This is a genomic window from Paenibacillus thermoaerophilus (genome assembly GCF_005938195.1).
GTDB lineage: Bacteria > Bacillota > Bacilli > Paenibacillales > Reconciliibacillaceae > Paenibacillus_W > Paenibacillus_W thermoaerophilus.
Genome location: NZ_VCQZ01000009.1, coordinates 112,315 through 131,738, shown reverse-complemented (window position 1 = coordinate 131,738; position 19,424 = coordinate 112,315). Strand labels below are relative to the sequence as shown.

At 57.3% G+C, this 19,424-nt stretch carries 16 protein-coding genes; 4 read left to right on the top strand and 12 right to left on the bottom strand.

The window, feature by feature from the left end; genetic code table 11:
* Positions 1–98 precede the first annotated feature (98 nt).
* On the bottom strand, positions 99–1,370 hold the full coding sequence (locus FE781_RS08425; RefSeq protein ID WP_170209466.1) for an MFS transporter: 1,272 nt from the start codon (positions 1,368–1,370) through the stop codon (positions 99–101).
* A 47-nt stretch (positions 1,371–1,417) separates the two neighbouring features.
* Positions 1,418–1,906, bottom strand: a complete 489-nt coding sequence (locus FE781_RS08420; protein ID WP_138789167.1) for a DinB family protein — start codon at positions 1,904–1,906, stop codon at positions 1,418–1,420.
* 166 nt (positions 1,907–2,072) lie between these two features.
* Here FE781_RS08420 and FE781_RS08415 point away from each other — a divergent pair, with 166 nt between their 5' ends.
* Positions 2,073–2,654: a CGNR zinc finger domain-containing protein gene (locus tag FE781_RS08415; protein WP_342774293.1), complete on the top strand. Its 582-nt coding sequence runs from the start codon at positions 2,073–2,075 to the stop codon at positions 2,652–2,654.
* 105 nt (positions 2,655–2,759) lie between these two features.
* On the opposite strand, the gene FE781_RS08410 is transcribed toward FE781_RS08415, so the two are convergent.
* Entirely contained in the window at positions 2,760–3,593 is an 834-nt protein-coding gene (locus FE781_RS08410; protein WP_138789166.1) for an undecaprenyl-diphosphate phosphatase, read from the bottom strand.
* Between the two features lie 177 nt (positions 3,594–3,770).
* Here FE781_RS08410 and xerS point away from each other — a divergent pair, with 177 nt between their 5' ends.
* Positions 3,771–4,862, top strand: a complete 1,092-nt coding sequence (gene xerS / locus FE781_RS08405; RefSeq protein WP_138789165.1) for a tyrosine recombinase XerS — start codon at positions 3,771–3,773, stop codon at positions 4,860–4,862.
* Positions 4,863–4,998: 136 nt separating this feature from the next.
* Entirely contained in the window at positions 4,999–5,538 is a 540-nt protein-coding gene (locus FE781_RS08400; RefSeq protein WP_138789164.1) for a C40 family peptidase, read from the top strand.
* Positions 5,539–5,642: 104 nt separating this feature from the next.
* On the opposite strand, the gene FE781_RS08395 is transcribed toward FE781_RS08400, so the two are convergent.
* The 6 genes from FE781_RS08395 to FE781_RS08370 form a co-directional block, all read right to left on the bottom strand.
* Positions 5,643–6,377 carry a GTP pyrophosphokinase gene (locus FE781_RS08395; protein ID WP_138789163.1) on the bottom strand — a complete coding sequence of 245 codons (735 nt, stop codon included), beginning with the start codon at positions 6,375–6,377 and terminating at the stop codon, positions 5,643–5,645.
* 148 nt (positions 6,378–6,525) lie between these two features.
* Entirely contained in the window at positions 6,526–7,749 is a 1,224-nt protein-coding gene (locus FE781_RS08390; RefSeq protein ID WP_138789162.1) for an MFS transporter, read from the bottom strand.
* A 243-nt stretch (positions 7,750–7,992) separates the two neighbouring features.
* A complete protein-coding gene (locus tag FE781_RS08385; RefSeq protein WP_138789161.1) occupies positions 7,993–9,477 on the bottom strand; it encodes a glutamate synthase subunit beta in 1,485 nt (494 codons plus the stop codon).
* A gap of 18 nt (positions 9,478–9,495) precedes the next feature.
* A complete protein-coding gene (gene gltB, locus FE781_RS08380; protein ID WP_138789160.1) occupies positions 9,496–14,079 on the bottom strand; it encodes a glutamate synthase large subunit in 4,584 nt (1,527 codons plus the stop codon).
* A gap of 674 nt (positions 14,080–14,753) precedes the next feature.
* Complete coding sequence (locus tag FE781_RS08375; protein ID WP_138789159.1) at positions 14,754–15,425, bottom strand: GNAT family N-acetyltransferase; 672 nt, start codon at positions 15,423–15,425, stop codon at positions 14,754–14,756.
* 32 nt (positions 15,426–15,457) lie between these two features.
* The gene (locus tag FE781_RS08370; protein ID WP_138789158.1) at positions 15,458–15,919 is read right to left on the bottom strand and encodes a low molecular weight protein-tyrosine-phosphatase; all 462 of its coding nucleotides are present in this window, start codon (positions 15,917–15,919) and stop codon (positions 15,458–15,460) included.
* 81 nt (positions 15,920–16,000) lie between these two features.
* On the opposite strand from FE781_RS08370, the gene FE781_RS08365 reads away from it, so the two are divergent.
* The gene (locus tag FE781_RS08365) at positions 16,001–17,008 is read left to right on the top strand and encodes a YpdA family putative bacillithiol disulfide reductase (protein WP_138789157.1); all 1,008 of its coding nucleotides are present in this window, start codon (positions 16,001–16,003) and stop codon (positions 17,006–17,008) included.
* Here FE781_RS08365 and FE781_RS08360 read toward each other — a convergent pair.
* From FE781_RS08360 to FE781_RS08350, 3 genes are all read right to left on the bottom strand, one after another.
* On the bottom strand, positions 16,995–17,723 hold the full coding sequence (locus tag FE781_RS08360) for a phosphonate ABC transporter ATP-binding protein (protein WP_138789156.1): 729 nt from the start codon (positions 17,721–17,723) through the stop codon (positions 16,995–16,997). The two genes, FE781_RS08365 and FE781_RS08360, sit on opposite strands and share 14 nt — an antisense overlap.
* A 108-nt stretch (positions 17,724–17,831) precedes the next feature.
* On the bottom strand, positions 17,832–18,788 hold the full coding sequence (locus FE781_RS08355; protein ID WP_138789155.1) for an NAD(P)/FAD-dependent oxidoreductase: 957 nt from the start codon (positions 18,786–18,788) through the stop codon (positions 17,832–17,834).
* Positions 18,785–19,348, bottom strand: coding sequence for a 5' nucleotidase, NT5C type (locus FE781_RS08350; protein WP_246068105.1), 564 nt, complete (start codon positions 19,346–19,348; stop codon positions 18,785–18,787). Before FE781_RS08350 ends, FE781_RS08355 begins: the two co-directional genes overlap by 4 nt.
* Between the last annotated feature and the right edge of the window lie 76 nt (positions 19,349–19,424).

The window sequence follows — 19,424 nt, the reverse complement described above, 5'->3', positions numbered from 1 at the left end:
GATTAATGAATGCGGCCGGTTAACCCCCATGATCGCAAGCTGTTTCGGAGGCTTTGCCGGCCGCCGTTTGCGCGCCGTTCTGCCGCACAAGCCGTCGCTTATACGCGGGCGCCCGAATCAGGCTGCTGTTGCGCCGGCATGATGGGAAGTTGCCGAAGCCCGGGAATCGGCGAGACAACAATAATCAACAAAGCCCCCAACAGTCCCGTCGCGGCAAGAAACAACGTGGGCCTTATTCCGATCCAATCCCCCAACACGCCTCCCAAAAATGCTCCGACGGGTATAACGCCCGACACGAAAAAACGGTAGCTGGCGTTCATCCGCCCCAATAATCTCTCAGGAGTGACGGTCTGTCTCAGGCTGACGCCATGAATGTTGGACATGCTTACGCCCAATCCGTTCAGCAATAATGCGGCGATCAATAAAGAAACGTATAAAGGCGAAGGGCCGGAAACGGCGGGAAACAGAAGCGGAGTCAGGCAGGCCGCCGCCATTGAAAAAACGATCGCATTTCCAAGACCCAGCTTTCGAGCCGCGGCCCCGGCCATGAGCGAACCCAGCAAAGAGCCGATGCTGAGCGCTGTCATAAAAAGACCGATCATCACTTTTCCGATGCCGAGTTCCGTGCTCCAATAAAGGATCAAAAGCGTCGATATCATTTGGCTGAAAAAATTAAAGGTCGCCGCTTCCCCGGCAATGGATCTCAGGTAAGGGTTTCGAATGACCGTCTGAAACCCTTCCTTTATATCGTGCCCTATGTTTTTTCTCGTTGAACTTGGGCTTGGCGACGGTTCTGCTTTTTGGATCAGCATCAGGCTGACGGAGGAGAAGAGATAAGTGGCCGCATCGATCATCAACACGATCGGCGCCGTGAACAGATTGATCAAGACGCCCGCGATCCCGAGGCCCCCCACTTGGGCGACGGAAGCGCTCGCCTGCAATTTGCTGTTTCCTTCCAGCAAATCTTCTTTATTCACTAGGGAAGGAAGATACGATTGATAAGCCAATTGAAAGAAAACGGAAAGCGCGCCGTCCAAAAAGCCGATTGCGTACAGCAGTTCGATTCTCAGAAGATTCAAAAGATGCAGAACCGGTATGAGAATCAGCAAACCTGCTTTTCCCAAATTGGCGGCGATCAGGATGGGCCGGCGTTTGCTGCGGTCAATCCACACCCCGGCGAATAAGGAGAGGAGAATAAAGGGCGCAAACCCGCACGCGCCGAGAATGCCCATTTGCAACGGCGTTGCCTGCAGGAACAGGACCGCGGTTAGCGGCAAGGCCAATTGCGTAAATTGCGAACCGAATAACGATACGGTTTCGCCCACCCATAATTTCATAAAGTCCCGGTTGCGCCAAAGCCCGGTTCTCATCGTTTTCCCCTTCTCCCCTGCCGAGAAATTCGTCATGGTCCGTTGGCCTAAGCTCTGTTTGCGGGCCACGTTCCCTGCTGTTTGCGGATCAGCACAATTTGTCCGGTGTGATACGCGTCGTGCGTCATCCAAAGCGCCAACTGCTCGCCAATCGTGGCCGAGGACAACGTGTTGTCCAGATCGTCATCGCTGAGAGCCGCCATAGCCTTGCGCAGTTCTTCCGCAATCCGACGGGTCTGCTCCAGCGTCGCGCGCCAGCCGGATTCGTCTTCATCCTCTCCCGGTTCCCCGAAGGTTGCGTCGTTGGAGTTGTCATACTTGGGGGATTTGCCGGCAAGACGATCCAGAAGCCGTTCATTATAATAATTGATATGACGGACGATCTGCCGGATCGTATTGCCGCCGCCGGGAGGCTTCCAGGAAGCCTCCCTCGCCGAAACCCCTTCGAGTGCAACAGACAGTGGCGGAAACCACTCTTCTTTCTCCCAACTGTGATCCCTCTGCAAAAGCAACAGGTCGATCCGACTGCGCTTCATCTTCGATCCCTCCCGACTAGGTCATTCGCATAAATGGCGTACGGGTGTTACAATATCTCGTAGGTTACACCGAATATGTAACAACCTAATTGTATTATGATAGTTACAAGCAGATGATATCACGCTAACCGCCACGGCCGCAACCTATTTTTGGAGGGAAAACATTTTGGATTTGCTCTGGACCGACTTTCTGAACAGCATGTGGCACGACTGGCGCGGCAGCGGCCGTTCCGAAGACCGCCTGGAAAAGCCCGCTTGGCTTGAGAGATTTACGGCAACCTGGAATCTGAATGCGCCGCTTCCGCTTCAGCCGGAGGAGCTCGACGCGTTAAAGAAACTGAGAACCTTGTTGGGCCGTATGGCCGAAAACGTTGTCGCGGGTTTTCTCCTTCACCCGGACGATCTGCAGCAATTAAACCAGGCGATGGCAAGGTCGCCGGTCACCCGGCAGCTTGTCCGGACGGATGGGAAATACCGGCTGGAACTCGTGCCGCTCCGGCAAGACTGGGTCCATGCGATGGCGGACATTGCCGCTTCCTTTGCCCTTACGCTGGCGGAGGGGGATGATGGACGGATTCGCATCTGCGACAATCCGCACTGCCGGTGGGTCTTTATCGACAGTACCCGCAATCGTTCCAAGCGGTTCTGCGACGACAAGCTGTGCGGAAACCTGATGAAAGTGCGCCGCTTCCGCGCCCGCAAGCAAAGCTCCGACCATGCCGAGTCCGGCCGCGGCCAGAAGGAATAGGTTATCGATCGCCGCAATGCCTGGCCGATACCGCCGTCGCCCCCGGGAAGCGGCCCGCCCAACAAAAAAAGCCTGCGACATCGCAGACTTTATTAATTAACCACATTAAAAATAAACCAGATAAACAATGGCGGCCAGCACCAGACGGTAAATCGCAAACGGCACCAGCTTGATCCGGTTGATCAGCTTCAGAAAAAACTTGATCGAGATCAAAGCGAACACAAAAGCGCTGATAAATCCGACGATAAAAAACGGCAAAGCGTCAAGCGTGAAATATTCCAGGTTTTTCAGCAGCGAAATGCCGCTCGCCCCCGCCATGATCGGGACCGCCATAATAAAGGTAAAGTCGGCCGCCGCGCGGTGGCTCATGCCGAGCAGGACGCCTCCGGAGATCGTCGAGCCGGAACGGGAAAACCCGGGCCACAACGACAAGCATTGAATAAGGCCGACGGCTAACGCATGGCGGTACGTGATCTGATCCACCGATTCGACGAGGGGCTTCTTCGGCGCGAACCGGTCCGCCGCAATCATCAGAAGCGCACCGATCACAAGACCGATCAGCACGGTGGACGTCGAGAACAGATGCTCGTCGATATAATCGTCGAACAGCAGTCCCAGGACACCCGCCGGAATCAGCCCGACGATCACGTGCGCCAGCTTGAGCCGTCCGGCCGAGCCGCGCACGACCGCAATCTTCTTCCTGTCGAGACCGAGCAACTGAACAAAGCGGTCCTTAAAGACGATGACGACCGCCAGAATCGAGCCCAACTGGATGACGATCTTAAACGTATTCGCCACGTATTTGGTCAGAAACTCCTCCGATTTCAGCCACATGTCATCGACGATAATCATATGACCGGTCGAAGAGACCGGAGCGAACTCGGTCAGCCCTTCGACAAGCCCCAGTATAATCGCCTTGAGTAACGTCAAAAAATCCATTGCTCTCCTCCTCCCGCTCCTATAGACGAACCCCATCTCTAGTTCCCCTGCATGATTGTACCTTATTTTTCACCGAAACTCTACTTTCCCGCCTATCGGTTTGCTACAATACTAATACATGGCGGCTGCCATGAAATTTCCCGTAACAAGATTATGTAAACTAAAAGGCGAGACGATATGAACATTTTGAAAGCGAAAGACCGTCTGGAACTCGACAAAAAGCTTCCGACCATGCCGTGGTACGTGGAAAAGTTCATCAACTACAAGCTGCCGGACTTGTCCCCTTCCTCCCTGCTCGAGTACGTCCGGGATTACGAGACGTTCTTCAAATGGATGCTGGCGGAAGGACTGACGGAGGCCGGCAAGATCAGCGACATTCCGCTGTCCGATCTCGAACGGCTGCATATGGACAGCATCGACAATTTCCGGATGTTTCTCATGACCCGGCGCGACCACGCCAACAGCCGGACGACCGTCACGCGCAAGCTGTCCTCCCTCCGGTCGCTGTTCCATTATCTCAGCCAGATTGCCGAAGACGAGAACTTTTACCCGCTGCTTAAACGCAACGTGATGGCCAAAGTGTCGATCAAGCGAACCAACAAGCCGAAGGATACGGCGGCCAAGCTGGAAGGCAAGCTGCTGCAGGAATCGGAGATTCGAGAATTTATTCAGTACATCAAGGAAGGTTACGCCAACGATCTGGCGGGCAACAAGCAAGCGCTGCACGCCCACGCCAAAAACAAAATCCGCGACGCCTGCATCGTCAGCCTGATTCTCAATTCGGGCCTGCGCGTATCCGAGGTCGTCAATCTGAACGAGGACGATATCGATCTCAAAAAAAAGCTCGCGTACGTATACCGGAAGGGCAAAAACGACGAAACGTTTAAAACCCCCGTCTATTTCCGGCAGGATGCGGTCGAGGACCTTGTCCGATATTTGGAGATCCGGCGAACCGAATATGCCGCCCCCAAAAAAGAAAAAGCCCTCTTTCTGGCGATCCCGAACGGACAGAAAGAAGGCAAACGCATGACGAAGCGGGCGATTCAGGAAATGGTCCTCAAATACGCCAAACGGTTCGGCAAGCCGTACCTCTCCGTCCATAAGCTGCGCCATTCCTTCGCCACCGACTACTATTTGCAGAACGATATTTACAAGACGCAAGAGCAGCTCGGCCACGCGTCCCCGGAGACGACCCAGATCTACGCGCATCTCACCGACAAGACGATGGCCGAAGCGATCGACAAGAGAGCAACGGAGACGCAAGAATGACCGGAAGGAGACACGGACCGGAGAACGGCCGAAGACTCGGTCTATCGTCCAGGCTCCCATTCGACTTCGGTTGATTAACAGCCGGAACATTCCGTCGTATGATCATAACATCCCCATTTATACGAGGATGATGGTCATGGTAACGGAGAAGGAATTGTATATCGTATTAACCGATACCGGCACCTTGTTCACCCGGCTGATCAAACAGGTGACGGGCGCGCCGCTTAACCACGCTTCGCTGGCGCTCGATCCCCGGCTGAACGAAGTTTACAGCTTCGGACGCAAAAACGTCCGGAACCCGTTCTTCGGCGGATTCGTCCGGGAAAATATCCGGCATCCCTTCTTCCGCCAAGCAGAATGCGCCATATACAAATGCACCGTGAGCACGGACGCCTACCTGCGCATCGCCCGCCGGATCAACGAGATGCGCAGGAGCCCGGAGCGATACAAATATCATCTGCTTGGCTTGTTCGGCGTCTTGTTCGATAAGCCGATCGAGTCGAAGGACGCTTACTTCTGCTCCCAGTTCGTCGCTTCCGTGTTCGAGCAAGCCGGATTCCCGCTTGTCGGCAAGCCGGCCTGTCTGGTGACCCCGGAGGACCTCTCGAAATCCCCTTATCTGCAATTGGTGTACCGAGGCAACATGCACGACTTCAGCGAGCAGCACGCCGGTTGACGGTGGCGGGCTCCGGTCCTTAACCGGGCGATTCGCTCAGCCGGTCCGTTCCGGCCAATCCCCTCCCGCGCTGCGGCTCCGGAGAATGCCGGCGGCGCGGACGTTTATTGGTCCAGCAAATTGATCAGGGCCGGGGGCAGCGAAAACGATTGGTTGTCAATAGTCAACTGCCGCAGCTCCTCCACGTTTTCGCCGGCGCGGTCTTCCTTGATCTCTTCGATTTCCCTGTGCAGTCGTTCCATCTTGATGTCCAGCGCGGATGCCGAATCGGCCGCTTCCTTTAATTCGGCGAGCAGCCTTGCAGGTACCGCTTGATTGTATTTGTAATAAATTTTGTGCTCCAGACTCGCCCAGAAATCCATCGCGATCGTCCGGATCTGCACCTCGACGCAGACATTCTCCTTGCGGTCGGACATAAACACGGGAACTTCCACGATCAGGTGAAGGCTCCGATAGCCGTTGGGCTTCGGGTTTTGAATGTAATCTTTCACCTCGACCAGCTTCAAATCCCCTTGATTGACCAGCATCTCGCTGATCCGGTAGATGTCGGAGATAAACGAGCACGTGATGCGCAAGCCCGCGATGTCCTTGATATGGCTCCGGATGCTCGCAAAGGAAAAGGGAATGCCTTTGCGGTACAGCTTTTTCAGGATGCTCTCCGGCGTCTTCAACCGCGATTTCGTATGTTCGATCGGATTATAATCATGGAGAAAATGAAATTCCTCCTGTAAAATTTCAACCTTTGTCTCCAGCTCGTCCAACGCGAATTTGTACATCATCATAAACCGGGTAATTTCGTTTTTGAATTGCTTCAACTGCGCGATGGAAAGTTGACTCATGTTATAACTCCCTTCCCGTCTATCGGTTGCCGATCTCTCCGGACGGATACCCAAAGAGTAGTACACGGACGGCAAAAAATCAAACGAACCCCGGCCTCGCGCAAAAAAAATCAGCCTTTCCGAGCGGAAAGGCTGAGTCGCGGCGATGTTACGCCGTTTGCTTATGCGGAGCGGCCTTCAAAATCGGCAGCAGCACGATAGCGCCGATCAGCATAAGCGCGGCCGAAAGAACGTATACGGTATACAAGCTCGTATGCTCCTTGACGATGCCCGCCGCCGACATCATCAGAACCATCGCGCCCATAAACATCGGCGTCATGATGCCGTTCACGCGTCCCACGAAGTCGGACTCCGTCTGCTGCAAAATAAACGTGCTCATTCCGACTTGAATCAGCGGATAGATCAAGCCGCTTATAACGCTTCCCACAATCGTCAGCCACAGCTCCGTCGACCAGCCGGTCAGCCAGATTCCGGCGACGTCGATCAGCAGACCGGCGAACAACATCTGCTGCGGCAGCAGCTTCTTGGACAACGCCATCGCCATCGCGCCGCCCGCCAGCATCGCGATGCCGCTGCTGACGAGCAGCCACTGCAGATTTTCCTTGGGCAGCCCCAGCCGTTCCGTCACCACGAATACGCCCAGCGGTTGAATCAGCCCGATCGCCAGGCCGGCCACAAAGAAACAGACCGACAGCGTCGAAAGCGTCTTGCGCGCGAACACGTAGCGGAAGCCGTCCTTCATGTCCGTCCACAGCGACGTCGCTCTCGCTTCCTGCCGGTCCTCCCGGTCCGGCGGCAGCAGCGTCAGCACGGCGGCGGACAGCAGGAAGGCGACGCCTACGACGGCGAGGGAGATCGTGACGCCCGCTTGCTGGAACATGAACGTGCCCAGTATCGGTCCGAGAATCAGGAAAATCGCGAAGATCGTCTGGTACATCGACATGCCGGCCTGAATCAGCGGCTCGGGCACATGCTGCTTGAACAGCTTCATGCCGGACGGCTGCGAGAATTGCGAGAGAATGGCCGAGATGAGCATCGCGAAAAATATCGCTTTCCAGGAACCAAACACCATCGTGCCCAAGACCGCGAAGATCGAAGCCGCGCTTAAAATATCGCACCAGACCATCGTGCGTTTGGGCTTCCAGCGGTCGGCGAACGTGCCGCCGATAAACGAAAACAGGAAGATCGGCGCAAATTCCGCAACCGAGATCAGTGATACGGCGATGACGTTCTCGTTCGTCACCTCCACCACGTACAGCAGCACGGCGAAATTCCGAATCCATACGCCAATCTGCAGAAAGACGTTCGACAACAGGATCACTTGCACGAACCGGTTGGAAAACAAGGATGATGCTGCAGGATTCGTTGACATGGGTGATAAATCTCCTCTCCGGGCGCGCGCTTCCGCGCGAATCCCAGACACCAGATTAGCAGATTGCCGATGCGAACGCAATACGAACAAAACGGAAAAATCCGTTTAACCCAAAATCGGACTCCGGCAGCCGAAAGGTTGCGTTCCGGGCGCCGACAGAAGGCGCAACAAATAAGAAACCGGGATAGCCGCGGCCTGGGCGGATACCCGGTTTCTTGCAATCGGAACGTTATGATTCGGCGATCAGGGCAGCAGCGTGCGGCCCATCAGGTAGCGGTCGACTTCGCGGGCCGCTTCGCGTCCTTCGTTAATCGCCCAGACGACCAAGCTTTGTCCGCGGCGCATGTCGCCGGCGGCGAAGATGCCTTCGACGTTTGTCTTGTATTTGCCGTATTCGGCTTTGACGTTCGAACGCGCGTCCTGTTCGACGCCAAGCTGCTTCAGCAGTTGGTTCTCGGGTCCCTCGAAGCCCATCGCGATCAGCACGAGGTCCGCCGGCCACACTTTCTCGGTGCCTTCGATCACTTGGTTGGTCGCGCGGCCGTTTTCGTCTTTCGTCCGGATGACTTCGACGGTGTGCACTTCTTTGACGTGCCCGTTCTCGTCGCCGACGATACGCGTCGTCAAAATTTTATACGCGCGCGGATCGGCGCCGAACAGGGCTTTCGCTTCCTCGTGGCCGTAATCGACCCGGTAGACGTTCGGGTACTGCGGCCACGGGTTGTTCGCCGGACGCGTCAGCGGCGCTTCCGGATAGATGACGAACTGCGTCACGCTTTTGCAGCCCAGACGGATCGACGTCGCCACGCAGTCCGTGCCGGTGTCGCCGCCGCCGATGACGATGACGTTTTTGCCTTCCGCCGGGATGAAGTTGCCGTCCTGCAGATTCGAATCGAGCAGGCTCTTCGTCGCTTGCGTCAGGAAATCCATCGCGAAGTGAACGCCTTTCAGATGGTCTCCTTCCAGGTTCAGCGGACGCGGCTTGGTCGCTCCGCCGGCCAGAATGACGGCGTCGAATTCGGATTTCAGCTTCTCCGCCGGATAGTTGACGCCCACCTCGGTGTTCGTCACGAAGGTGATGCCTTCGGCGGCCAGCAGATCGACGCGGCGCTGAACGATCTTCTTATCCAGCTTCATGGCCGGAATGCCGTACGTGAGCAGTCCGCCGATGCGGTCGGCCCGCTCGAACACGGTCACCGTATGGCCGGCTTTGTTCAGTTGATCCGCCGCCGCAAGGCCGGCGGGGCCGGAACCGACGATCGCGACTTTTTTGCCCGTGCGGGTCTTCGGCGGTTCCGGTTTGATCCAGCCTTCCTCGAAGCCTTTGTCGACGATCGCCTGCTCGATCGTCTTGATCGCGACAGGCTCGCCGACGAGACCTGCCGTGCAGGCGCCTTCGCAGGGCGCCGGGCATACCCGCCCGGTGAATTCCGGGAAGTTGTTCGTCTTGTGCAGGCGGCGAAGCGCTTCTTCCCACTGGTTGCGGTAAACCAGGTTGTTCCATTCCGGAATCAGGTTGTGAATCGGACAACCCGACGTGGCGTTGTTCAAAATGACGCCCGAGTTGCAATACGGGATGCCGCAGTCCATGCAGCGGGCTCCCTGAATTTTAAGCTGTTCCTCGCTGAGATGCTGATGAAACTCTTCCCAGTCTTTAATCCGTTGCAGCGGGTCCCGGTCGGCCGGAAGCTGCCTGGTGTATTCCATGAATCCGGTTGGTGTGGACATCTCTCTTCTGGCCTCCTCTTAGTTCCCGCTGACACGGGAAAGATCTCGGGTATTTTCTTCGAAGGCGCGCATGATCGCGGCTTCCTGGCTCAATCCTTCTTGTTTGGCCCGTTCGATGGCTTCGAACATCCGCTTGTAATCCTTCGGAATGACGCGGACGAACTTGAACACATATTCATCCCAGTGATGAATGATGTGGCGCGCTTTTTCGCTGCCCGTGAACGTGATATGGTTGTGAATCAACTGCTTGACTTCGTTGATCTCGTATTCGTCCTCCAGCGCTTCGAACAGCACCATCTCGCCGTTCGCGCGGCTTCGGAAATCGCCGTCCTCGTCCAGCACGTAAGCGATGCCGCCGGACATGCCCGCCGCGAAGTTGCGGCCGGTCGGCCCGAGAATGACGACGCGTCCGCCCGTCATATATTCGCAGCCGTGGTCGCCTACGCCTTCGACGACGGCTTTGGCGCCGCTGTTCCGGACGCAGAACCGTTCGCCGGCGCGTCCGCGGATGTACGCTTCTCCCGCGCTGGCCCCGTAGAGACCGACGTTGCCGATAATGATGTTGTCCTCCGGCACGAACTTCGACTGCGACGGCGGGAACACGATCAGTTTGCCGCCGGACAATCCTTTGCCGAAGTAGTCGTTCGAATCGCCTTCGAGCGACAGCGTCATGCCGCGCGGCACGAATGCGCCGAAGCTTTGGCCGGCCGATCCGTTGAAGTGGAAGCGGATCGTGTCATGCGGCAAGCCTTCGCTGCCGTAGCGCTTCGTCAGCTCGCTGCCGACCATCGTGCCGACGGTCCGGTCCGTGTTCCGGATCGGCAAGATCGCGTGAACGCGGGTGCCTTTCTCCAGCGCGGGAGCGGCGATGCGAAGCAGCTCGCGGCTGTCCAGCGTCTGGTCCAGACGGTGGTTCTGCTCGATGCGGCTGCAGCGGCCCCAATGGGACGGCACCTCCGGTTGATGAAGGATCGCGGACAAATCCAGGTTCTTCATCTTCCAGTGCGAGGTCTGACGGTCGATCTCCAGCACGTCCGTGCGGCCGACCATCTCGTCGATCGTACGGAATCCGAGTTCCGCCATATATTCGCGAATCTCTTGCGCGACAAATTTCATATAGTTCACGACATGCTCCGGATCACCCATGAACTTCTTGCGCAGCTCCGGATTTTGCGTCGCAACGCCGACCGGACACGTATCCAACTGGCAGACGCGCATCATGACGCAGCCGAGCACGATGAGCGGCGCGGTGGAGAAACCGAATTCCTCGGCGCCCAGCAGGGCGGCCACCACGACGTCGCGGCCGGTAAACATCTTGCCGTCCGTCTCCAGCACGACGCGGTCGCGGAGATTGTTCAGAAGCAGCGTCTGATGCGCCTCGGCAAGTCCGAGCTCCCACGGCAGACCGGCGTGCTTCAGGCTGGTGCGCGGAGACGCGCCCGTGCCGCCGTCGTAACCGGAGATCAGGATCACGTCGGCGCGGCCTTTGGCGACGCCCGCGGCGATCGTGCCGACCCCGACTTCGGACACGAGCTTGACGTTGATCCTCGCGCGCGGGTTGGCGTTCTTCAGATCGTAGATCAGCTCCGCCAAGTCCTCGATCGAATAAATGTCATGGTGCGGAGGCGGCGAGATCAGGCCGACGCCGGCCGTCGTGCCGCGGACTTCCGCGACCCACGGATACACTTTTTTGCCCGGCAGTTGTCCGCCTTCGCCCGGTTTTGCGCCTTGCGCCATTTTGATCTGAATCTCGTCGGCGTTCACCAGATAGTGGCTGGTGACCCCGAAGCGGCCGGATGCGACCTGCTTGATCGCGCTGCGGCGCAGATCGCCGTTCTCGTCCGGCGTGAAGCGCGACGGATGCTCGCCGCCCTCGCCCGTGTTGCTTTTGCCGCCGATTCGGTTCATCGCGATCGCCAGGCTCTCGTGTGCTTCCTTGCTGATGGAACCGAACGACATCGCGCCCGTCTTGAAGCGGCGCAAAATCGATTCGATCGGCTCGACTTCGTCGATCGGCACCGGCTTGCGGTCCGTTTTGAACTTCAGCAAGCTGCGGAGCGTAATATGCTGGCTCGACTGGTCGTCGATCAGCTTCGCGAATTTTTTGTACAGTTGATAGTTATTGGTGCGCGCCGACTGCTGCAGCGTATGGATCGTCTCCGGATGCAGCAGGTGAATTTCTCCGCCCTGGCGCCAGTTGTGGTCGCCGCCGGCATCCAGCGCCTGATCGCGCGTCGTCAGATCGACATACGCTTTTTCGTGGCGCATCAGCGTTTCTTTGGCGATGACGTCCAAGCCGATTCCGCCGATCCGAGAAGGCGTCCACGTAAAGTAGCGGTCGATGACGGACGGATGGATGCCGATCGCTTCGAAGATTTGCGCTCCGCGATAGCTCTGGATCGTGGAGATGCCCATCTTGGAGGCGATTTTGACGACGCCTTTCGTAACGGACTTCAGATAGTTTTTCTCGGCTTTGTTGTAGTCGACGCCGGTCATCAGACCCGTGTCGATCATGTCGCGGATCGTCTCCAGCGCGACGTACGGGTTGATCGCGCCCGCCCCGTAGCCGAGCAGCATCGCGAAATGATGCACTTCGCGCGGTTCGCCGGACTCCACGACGATGCCGACCTTCATGCGGGTGCCTTTGCGGATCAGGTGATGATGCAAGCCGGATACCGCCAGCAGCGCCGGAATCGGCGCCATCTCCTCGCTCATGTCGCGGTCGGACAAAATGAGCAGCTCCGCTCCTTCTTCGATCGCTTGATCGGCTTGCTCGAACAGGCGGTCGAGAGCCGGCTCCAGTCCGTTCTCCCCTTCGGCCGCCCGGAACAGGATCGGCAGCGTCACGGCGCGGAACTGCGTATTGCAGCGCAGCTTCGCAAGCTCGGCGTTGCTCAGGATCGGCTGCTCCAGACGAATCTGGCGGCAGTTCTCCGGCCCCGGTTGAATCAGATTGCCTTCCGGTCCGATCGTCGTAATCGTCGAAGTGACGATCTCCTCGCGAATCGCGTCGATCGGCGGGTTCGTGACCTGCGCGAACAATTGCTTGAAATAGTTGTAGAGCAGTTGCGGACGCTCCGACAACACGGCCAGCGGCGTGTCCACGCCCATCGAAGCGATCGGCTCGACGCCCGTTTTGGCCATCGGCTCGATCACTTTCGTCAATTCCTCGTACGTGTAGCCGAACGCGCGCTGGCGCGCAAGCAGGCGGTCGGTCGCCGGGATCGAATCCTCGGGAGCATCCGGCAGCTTCTCGAGCGGCACGAGGTTATCGTCCAGCCATGCGCGGTAAGGCTTCTCGCGGACGATCGAGCGTTTGACCTCTTCGTCGCTGATAATGCGGCCTTGCTTCGTATCGACCACGAGCATCTGACCCGGCTGCAGCCGTCCTTTGCGCACGACGTTCGCCGGATCGACCGGCAGCACCCCCGCCTCGGAGGACAGGATGATGCGGTCGTCGCTCGTGATGTAGTAGCGGCCCGGACGGAGACCGTTGCGGTCGAGCGTCGCCCCGATGATGGTCCCGTCAGTGAAGGAGATCGCGGCCGGACCGTCCCACGGTTCCATCAGGCTGGCGTGGTATTCGTAGAACGCTTTTTTCTCGTCGTCCATCGTTTGGTGGTTCGCCCACGGCTCCGGCACCATCATCATGATGGCGTGAGTGAGCGGACGACCGCTCAGGTAGAGGAATTCCAGGCAGTTGTCGAAAATTTGCGAGTCGCTGCCGTCCTCGTCCATCAGCGGGAACAGCTTCTGAATGTCGTCGCCGAACACGTCGGAACGGCACATCGCCTCGCGGGCGCGCAGCCAGTTCACATTGCCCCGCAGCGTATTGATCTCGCCGTTGTGGATCATGTAACGGTACGGGTGAGCGCGCTCCCAGCTCGGGAACGTGTTCGTGCTGAAGCGCGAGTGAACGAGCGCGATGGCGCTGACGAACGTCTCGTCCTGCAGATCGAGGTAGTAGCCCGGAACCTGCTCCGGCGTCAGCATGCCTTTGTATACGATCGTGCGGGAGGACATGCTGGTGAAATAAAACGACGGTTTGCCGCCCTGTCCCAACGCGCGCGCCGCGTTCTCCGCCCGCTTGCGGATGACGAACAGCTTGCGTTCGAACGCGAGCTCGTCCCCTTGCACTTGTTTGCCGATAAAGACTTGCTTCACGAACGGTTGGCTCGCTTTCGCGGATTCGCCCAGCGTCGAATCGTCGGTCGGAACCGTGCGCCATCCGAGCAGTTGTTGGCCTTCTTCGGCGATGATGCGGTTGATCGCTTCTTCGGCTTTTGCCCGCTCGCCTTCGTCCATCGGCAGGAAGACCATGCCGACGCCGTATTCGCCTTTGGCCGGAAGCAGAATATTTTCCTTTTCGCATTGCGCTTTCAAAAAGTCATGGGGCACTTGAACGAGGATGCCCGCCCCGTCCCCCGTGTTCTCTTCGCAGCCTTGACCGCCGCGGTGGTCGAGGTTGCACAATACGGTCAAAGCGCCCGACACGATATCGTGGGAAGGCTGCCCTTTCAAATGTGCAACAAAACCGATCCCGCAAGCGTCGCGCTCGAAGCGGGGATCGTACAGCCCTTGCTTTTGGATCTGCTGATTCATAAGCCGCAACCTTTCTAAATCTGGAATGAGTGCTTGATGCCCGTGAATCCTGCGGTTAAGGCCGGGATCGTTCAGTTTTGGTGATTTAACCTGTAAAAGATAATACTGTATAAATATGGTAAATGATTGTTATGTCGCAAGATATCATGCTGACAGCAAGAAAAAAACGGCAATAAAGACGTTGTAATAGGCAATTATTGGGATTTAATACGGGTTAGAGGATAATGTTATAGAGGTATACATATAAATAAAAATTAAGTGGTTAAAATGTAAGTGTTAGTAAATGATAAATTCAGTCGTTAATGGTTTAATAGTTAATAATAATATTGAATAATAAATAGTCAATAGTTAATCGTTAAAAGTTAATGTTATAAATGAATGTTAAACGTCAATGATAAATGGTCAAATGTGAATGGGAAATGAGGATCAGGTTCAATAAAAGGATCGACGAAAATAAATGTTCCGTAAAAAGAGCTGCGTCAATAAACTTACCACGAATGTCGAAAGAAGTAAAGGAAAAACAAGATAACCACGAATGATCGTGGTTATCAACGATACGGTATTAGTATATCATACAAGGCTTGTCCGTGGGATATTAAAAACTTGCCACTCGGACAAACGAATATTTATAGCACCGATAAAGGTTTTTGTTCGGGTATAGCCCGTCCCGGACATTACAATGGCAGCAGCGGAATATTCTCCCTGCGCTCCAGCTCTTCCACCATGGTCAGCCATTGCTGCGGCTTCACTGGCATGACGGAGTAGTATTTTTTCAAAAAGGAAACGACCAGGCTCGACGGCAAATATTCGACGGAATCATCCTCGCTCCAGTAGCAAAGATCGAGCCCCTCTACCGCTCCGCCCTGCAAATCCCACGACGGGTGCACGTAATCGAAGTCCAGTTTGCGGTAACCGAGGTGCGACAGCACTTCCCGGCGAACAAACGGATTCATCGGTCCGATCTGGCCGAAATCGTGATGTCCGGCCTTGTACGGGTCGTAGATCTCCGCGAATCCGCCCGCCAGCTTATTGCCGGCCTGCTGCGCCAGCTCGCGCAGATGCGCCAGACGGCGGTCCCACAAAAATTTGCCGATGCCGAGTCCCGCTTTGCCGATAATCGTGAAATCGGTCATGGCGCTGTTCAGATCGGCGTAATAACGGTACTCGGTCGCGCCGACGACCTCTTCCCCGTCCAGCGCGACATAGACGTAGATGTCGGGGTCTTGAAGCGGTTCCGCCCACAGATCGTAAGCCAGCACCTCTTCCGGCGGAAACACGCGGCTCATCAAACCGTGCATCAGGGGAAACAACGGATCGTCAATCGACGTAATTCGAACATAACGCATTTATCGTTCATCCTCTCTTCTTCATTTTCATGTTAGAAGTTATTCGTCTGCCGAATCTCGCTGAGCAGTTGCTCGCAAGCCGTATCCAGCAGCTCATATACTTCCTCGAAATTACCCGTGTAATACGGGTCGGGAACGTCGGCGCCCCGCTTCTCGGGATGGTAGTCCAGCATGAGACGGATGGTTGCGCCTTTATACATGCGGGCCAGATCTGCGGCGTTGGATGCGTCCATCGCAATAATCCATTGATGCTTGGCAAAATCCTCCGCCGTAACCTGCCGGGCCCGCTGCCCCTTCCAATCGATCCCGCGCGCGTCGAGCACGCTTCGGGTTCCTTCGTGCGGGGGCTTGCCTTCGTGCCAGCCGGCCGTACCCGCCGAATCGATCCGGATCACGTCGGACAGATTCGCCCGTTTTACCTTGTCGCGGAAAATCGCCTCCGCCATCGGCGACCGGCAAATGTTGCCGAGGCATACAAACAGAACCGATACCATGATGACATCCTCCTCGCTGGTATTTTCGACCGACTTCCGTTACCATGTAGGTGTACATCACCGATTTGGAGGTTCAGGAACATGGAACAAGTCATCGTGATTGGAGCGGGCCCATGCGGGCTTTCGGCTGCAATCGAGCTTCAGCGAAGCGGATTTGATCCTCTGCTCGTCGAAAAATATAATGTGGCGCACTCCATTTACTTATATCCGACCTACCTGCGGTTTTTCAGCACGCCGGAGCTGCTGGAGATCGGGGGCGTGCCGTTTGCGACGCCCAACGAAAAGCCGACCCGTCAGGATGCGCTGCAATACTACCGGACGGTCGCCGAGCGTTCGGGCGTCCGCATCCGCAACTACTGCGAGGTCACTTCCATCTCCAGGCTGCCGGAAGGCGGCTTCCGGCTCGGAATCGAGAGCGCGAACGGAAACAACACGCCGCTCGATACGAAAGCCGTCGTCGTAGCCACCGGCTACTTCGACTCTCCCAACCGACTCGGCATCCCCGGAGAAGATCTGCCCAAGGTCACCCACTATTACAAGGAGGCGCATCCCTACGCCTTTACGGACGTGGCCGTAATCGGCGGCAACAACTCGGCTGTGGACGCTTCCCTCGACCTGATGCGGGCGGGCGCGCGGGTTACGATGATTTACCGCGGAACCCCGGAGAAGCAAAACATTAAGCCGTGGGTACGCCCGATCTTCGAGAGCATGGTGGAAAAAGGCCGGTTGCGGGTATTGTACGAATCCCAGGTCGTCCGCATCGAACCGGCTCATATCGTCGTGAGAGGCAAGGACGGCGAAACGTTTGAAATCGGCAACGACTTTGTTCTGGCGCTTACCGGATTCCGTCCGGATCGGCGCATGCTGACCGATCTCGGCGTCATCGTCGACCCGGTCACGACGGTTCCCGCGCATGATCCCGAAACGATGGAAACAAACGTGCCGAATCTGTATATCGCCGGAGTTATCGCCGCGGGCACGGATGCCAACGAGATTTTTATCGAGAACGGCCGCTGGCACGGCGCCGCGATCGCCGCTCACATGAGCGCCAAAAGACGCAGCGCGGGTTCGGACGCTATTGAAAAATAATTTGCTTCTCCCGCATCGTCAGCCGCCGGTTTTTCACGTCGACCGCGACGGTCTTGTCCGCTATGCCGACAAGATGGGTGCCGTACTTCTCCGCCCACTCCAACTGCGGGAAGGTCGAGATAACGGTGACCCCCCGTTCGGCGCACAGGGAGCGCAGGCCCGCGAGCACCTGCTCGGCGGCCTGCGGATTCAAGCCCGCGACGGGATCGTCCAGGAACAGCACCTTCGCCCCGCGTACCAGCTCCCGGGCGATGCCCACCCGCTGTTTTTCTCCCCCGCTTAACGTCGAGATTTTGTTGTCCGCCTTGTCGAGCAGTCCGACTTGCTCCAGATAATCCATCGCCAGAACGTGATCGTCCACCCCCGCTCTGCCGGTCAGCTTGCGCCAAAGCGGAAATTTGTCCCACAATCCGCCCAGTACCGTTTTGTGGGCCGTGCGGTTCGGATTCAAGGGCGCTTGCTCGGCCAGATAAGCCCATTTCCGCTTCAGCAGAAACTTTTGAAATCCGTTCAGCTCGCCGAGGTCCTTGCCGTCCAGCATGACCGTGCCCTGATCCCACGAATCCCGCAGGGACAAGCAGCGAAGCAGGGTCGATTTGCCGCTGCCGCTGGCCCCGACGAACACGACGAACTCCCCGTTTTCGATATGCAGATTCACATCCCGCAGGATGGTTTCGCCTTTTATCGATTTACCCAAATGTCGAACCGTAATCATAAGCGAAATCCCCTTTGCGTCGATTCGCCGTCCCTGAAAGCGCATAACCGCGGTCGTTACGGCGCACACTGCGTGTAATCGTTGGTTGAAGGAACGAACCGGGCCGATTCACGGGCCCGGGGGCCGGTACAACCCCGAATGGTACAAAATATGCTTGACGGCGGCCATGCCTTGCCCGGCTGACGAGACGATGCTGGAGTAGACCGGCTCCGTCGACACATCGCCGATCGCGTAGCAGCCGCTCCTCGACGTGAGGCCCGTGGCGTCGGTGACGATGCGGCCGTCGGCGCCGGTTCGCACATACGGCCGAAGCAGGTCGCTGTCCGCCTCCACTCCGATTCTCACCAGCACGGCTTCGACCGGTTCGCGAACGTCTTGGCCGTTTTGGTCGCGGATGACGATCGTTTCGGTTTTCCGTTCGCCTTCGATGCGGGTGACGACGGCGTTGGTGCGAATTTCGATCCGAGGATGGGCCGTTACGATCTCGATCAGCTCGGCGCGGGCGCGGAATCGCTTCGACCGGTGCAGCAGCAGGACTTGCGCCCCGGCCTCGGCCAACAGCCAGGCGCCCTCGAACGCCCGATCCCCTCCCCCCACTACGGCCACGCGCTTGCCGGACAGCCGGCCCGCGTCGCGGGTCGCCGAATAAATCTCGCCGCGGCTGCGCATTTCGGCTTCGCCGGGCACGTTCAGACGCCGGTCGCGCGCGCCGGTTGCAAGGATAACGGCCCGGAATCCGATTGGCGAGACGGGCCCGTCCCGCCCTTCGCCCGTCTCGCGCACCCACGCCGTGCGGCTGTCCGGGTCGAGCTTCTCCACTTCCGCGTTTAGCCTGACGACGGCGCGAATGTCCCGGAGGTGCGCCACGAACCGTTCGGCCAGCTCGGCGCCGTTCGCGGCCTCAAGCCCGGGATAATCGACGATCGGGTTGTGGATCGCGTGGAGCTGGCCGCCCAATCGCGGTTTTCGCTCCAGCAGGATATGGGGAATATTCAAGCGTTTGCACCATATGGCGGCCGACAAGCCCGCAGGCCCTCCGCCGATGATCAGCACATCCGTATTCATGGCGACCGTCTCCCCGTCATATTCAGCACAACAGGCACCAACCGTTCGAACTGTTCCCAGTTGTTAACGCGAGGAACGTTCACATTGCGATTATACGGATAGTCCATGGCGATCGCCAGCCGTCCGGTTGCCGCAAAATCTTCGAGATTGTGCGGGGCGTCGTCGAACAGCAGATCTCCGCGGATCAATTCCTTCCGGTGAGCGAAGATGAGGTTGCGTTTGCCGATAAACGGCAAATGGCGCTCCACCCACTGCTCCTTCTCCGTATAAGCGTAAGTTCTGCTGCTGGTTACGATAATCAGTTCGTAGTCGTCGCGCATCCGGTACAGACATTCGATGGCTCCCGGAACCGGGGGCAGATTGGCGAACAGCCCCGGCTGATCGAGGTAATCGTAAATCTTCGTTCCGCATTCGGGCTTGACGTAAAGCTCGGATTCCCAGCTCGCCAGTTTCTCCACGGATAAATTGTCGTTGTAGTCCTCATTGTATCTGCGATGCCACTCCGTCATCAAATCCACGATGACCGAGTCCATGTCCAAGAGCAGGATCGGCTTGTCCAACTGGCTGGTTCACGCTCCCGTCAAAGTTACCCCCATTATAGACAAGCCGCCGCAGACAGACAAGCGTTTAAGAGGC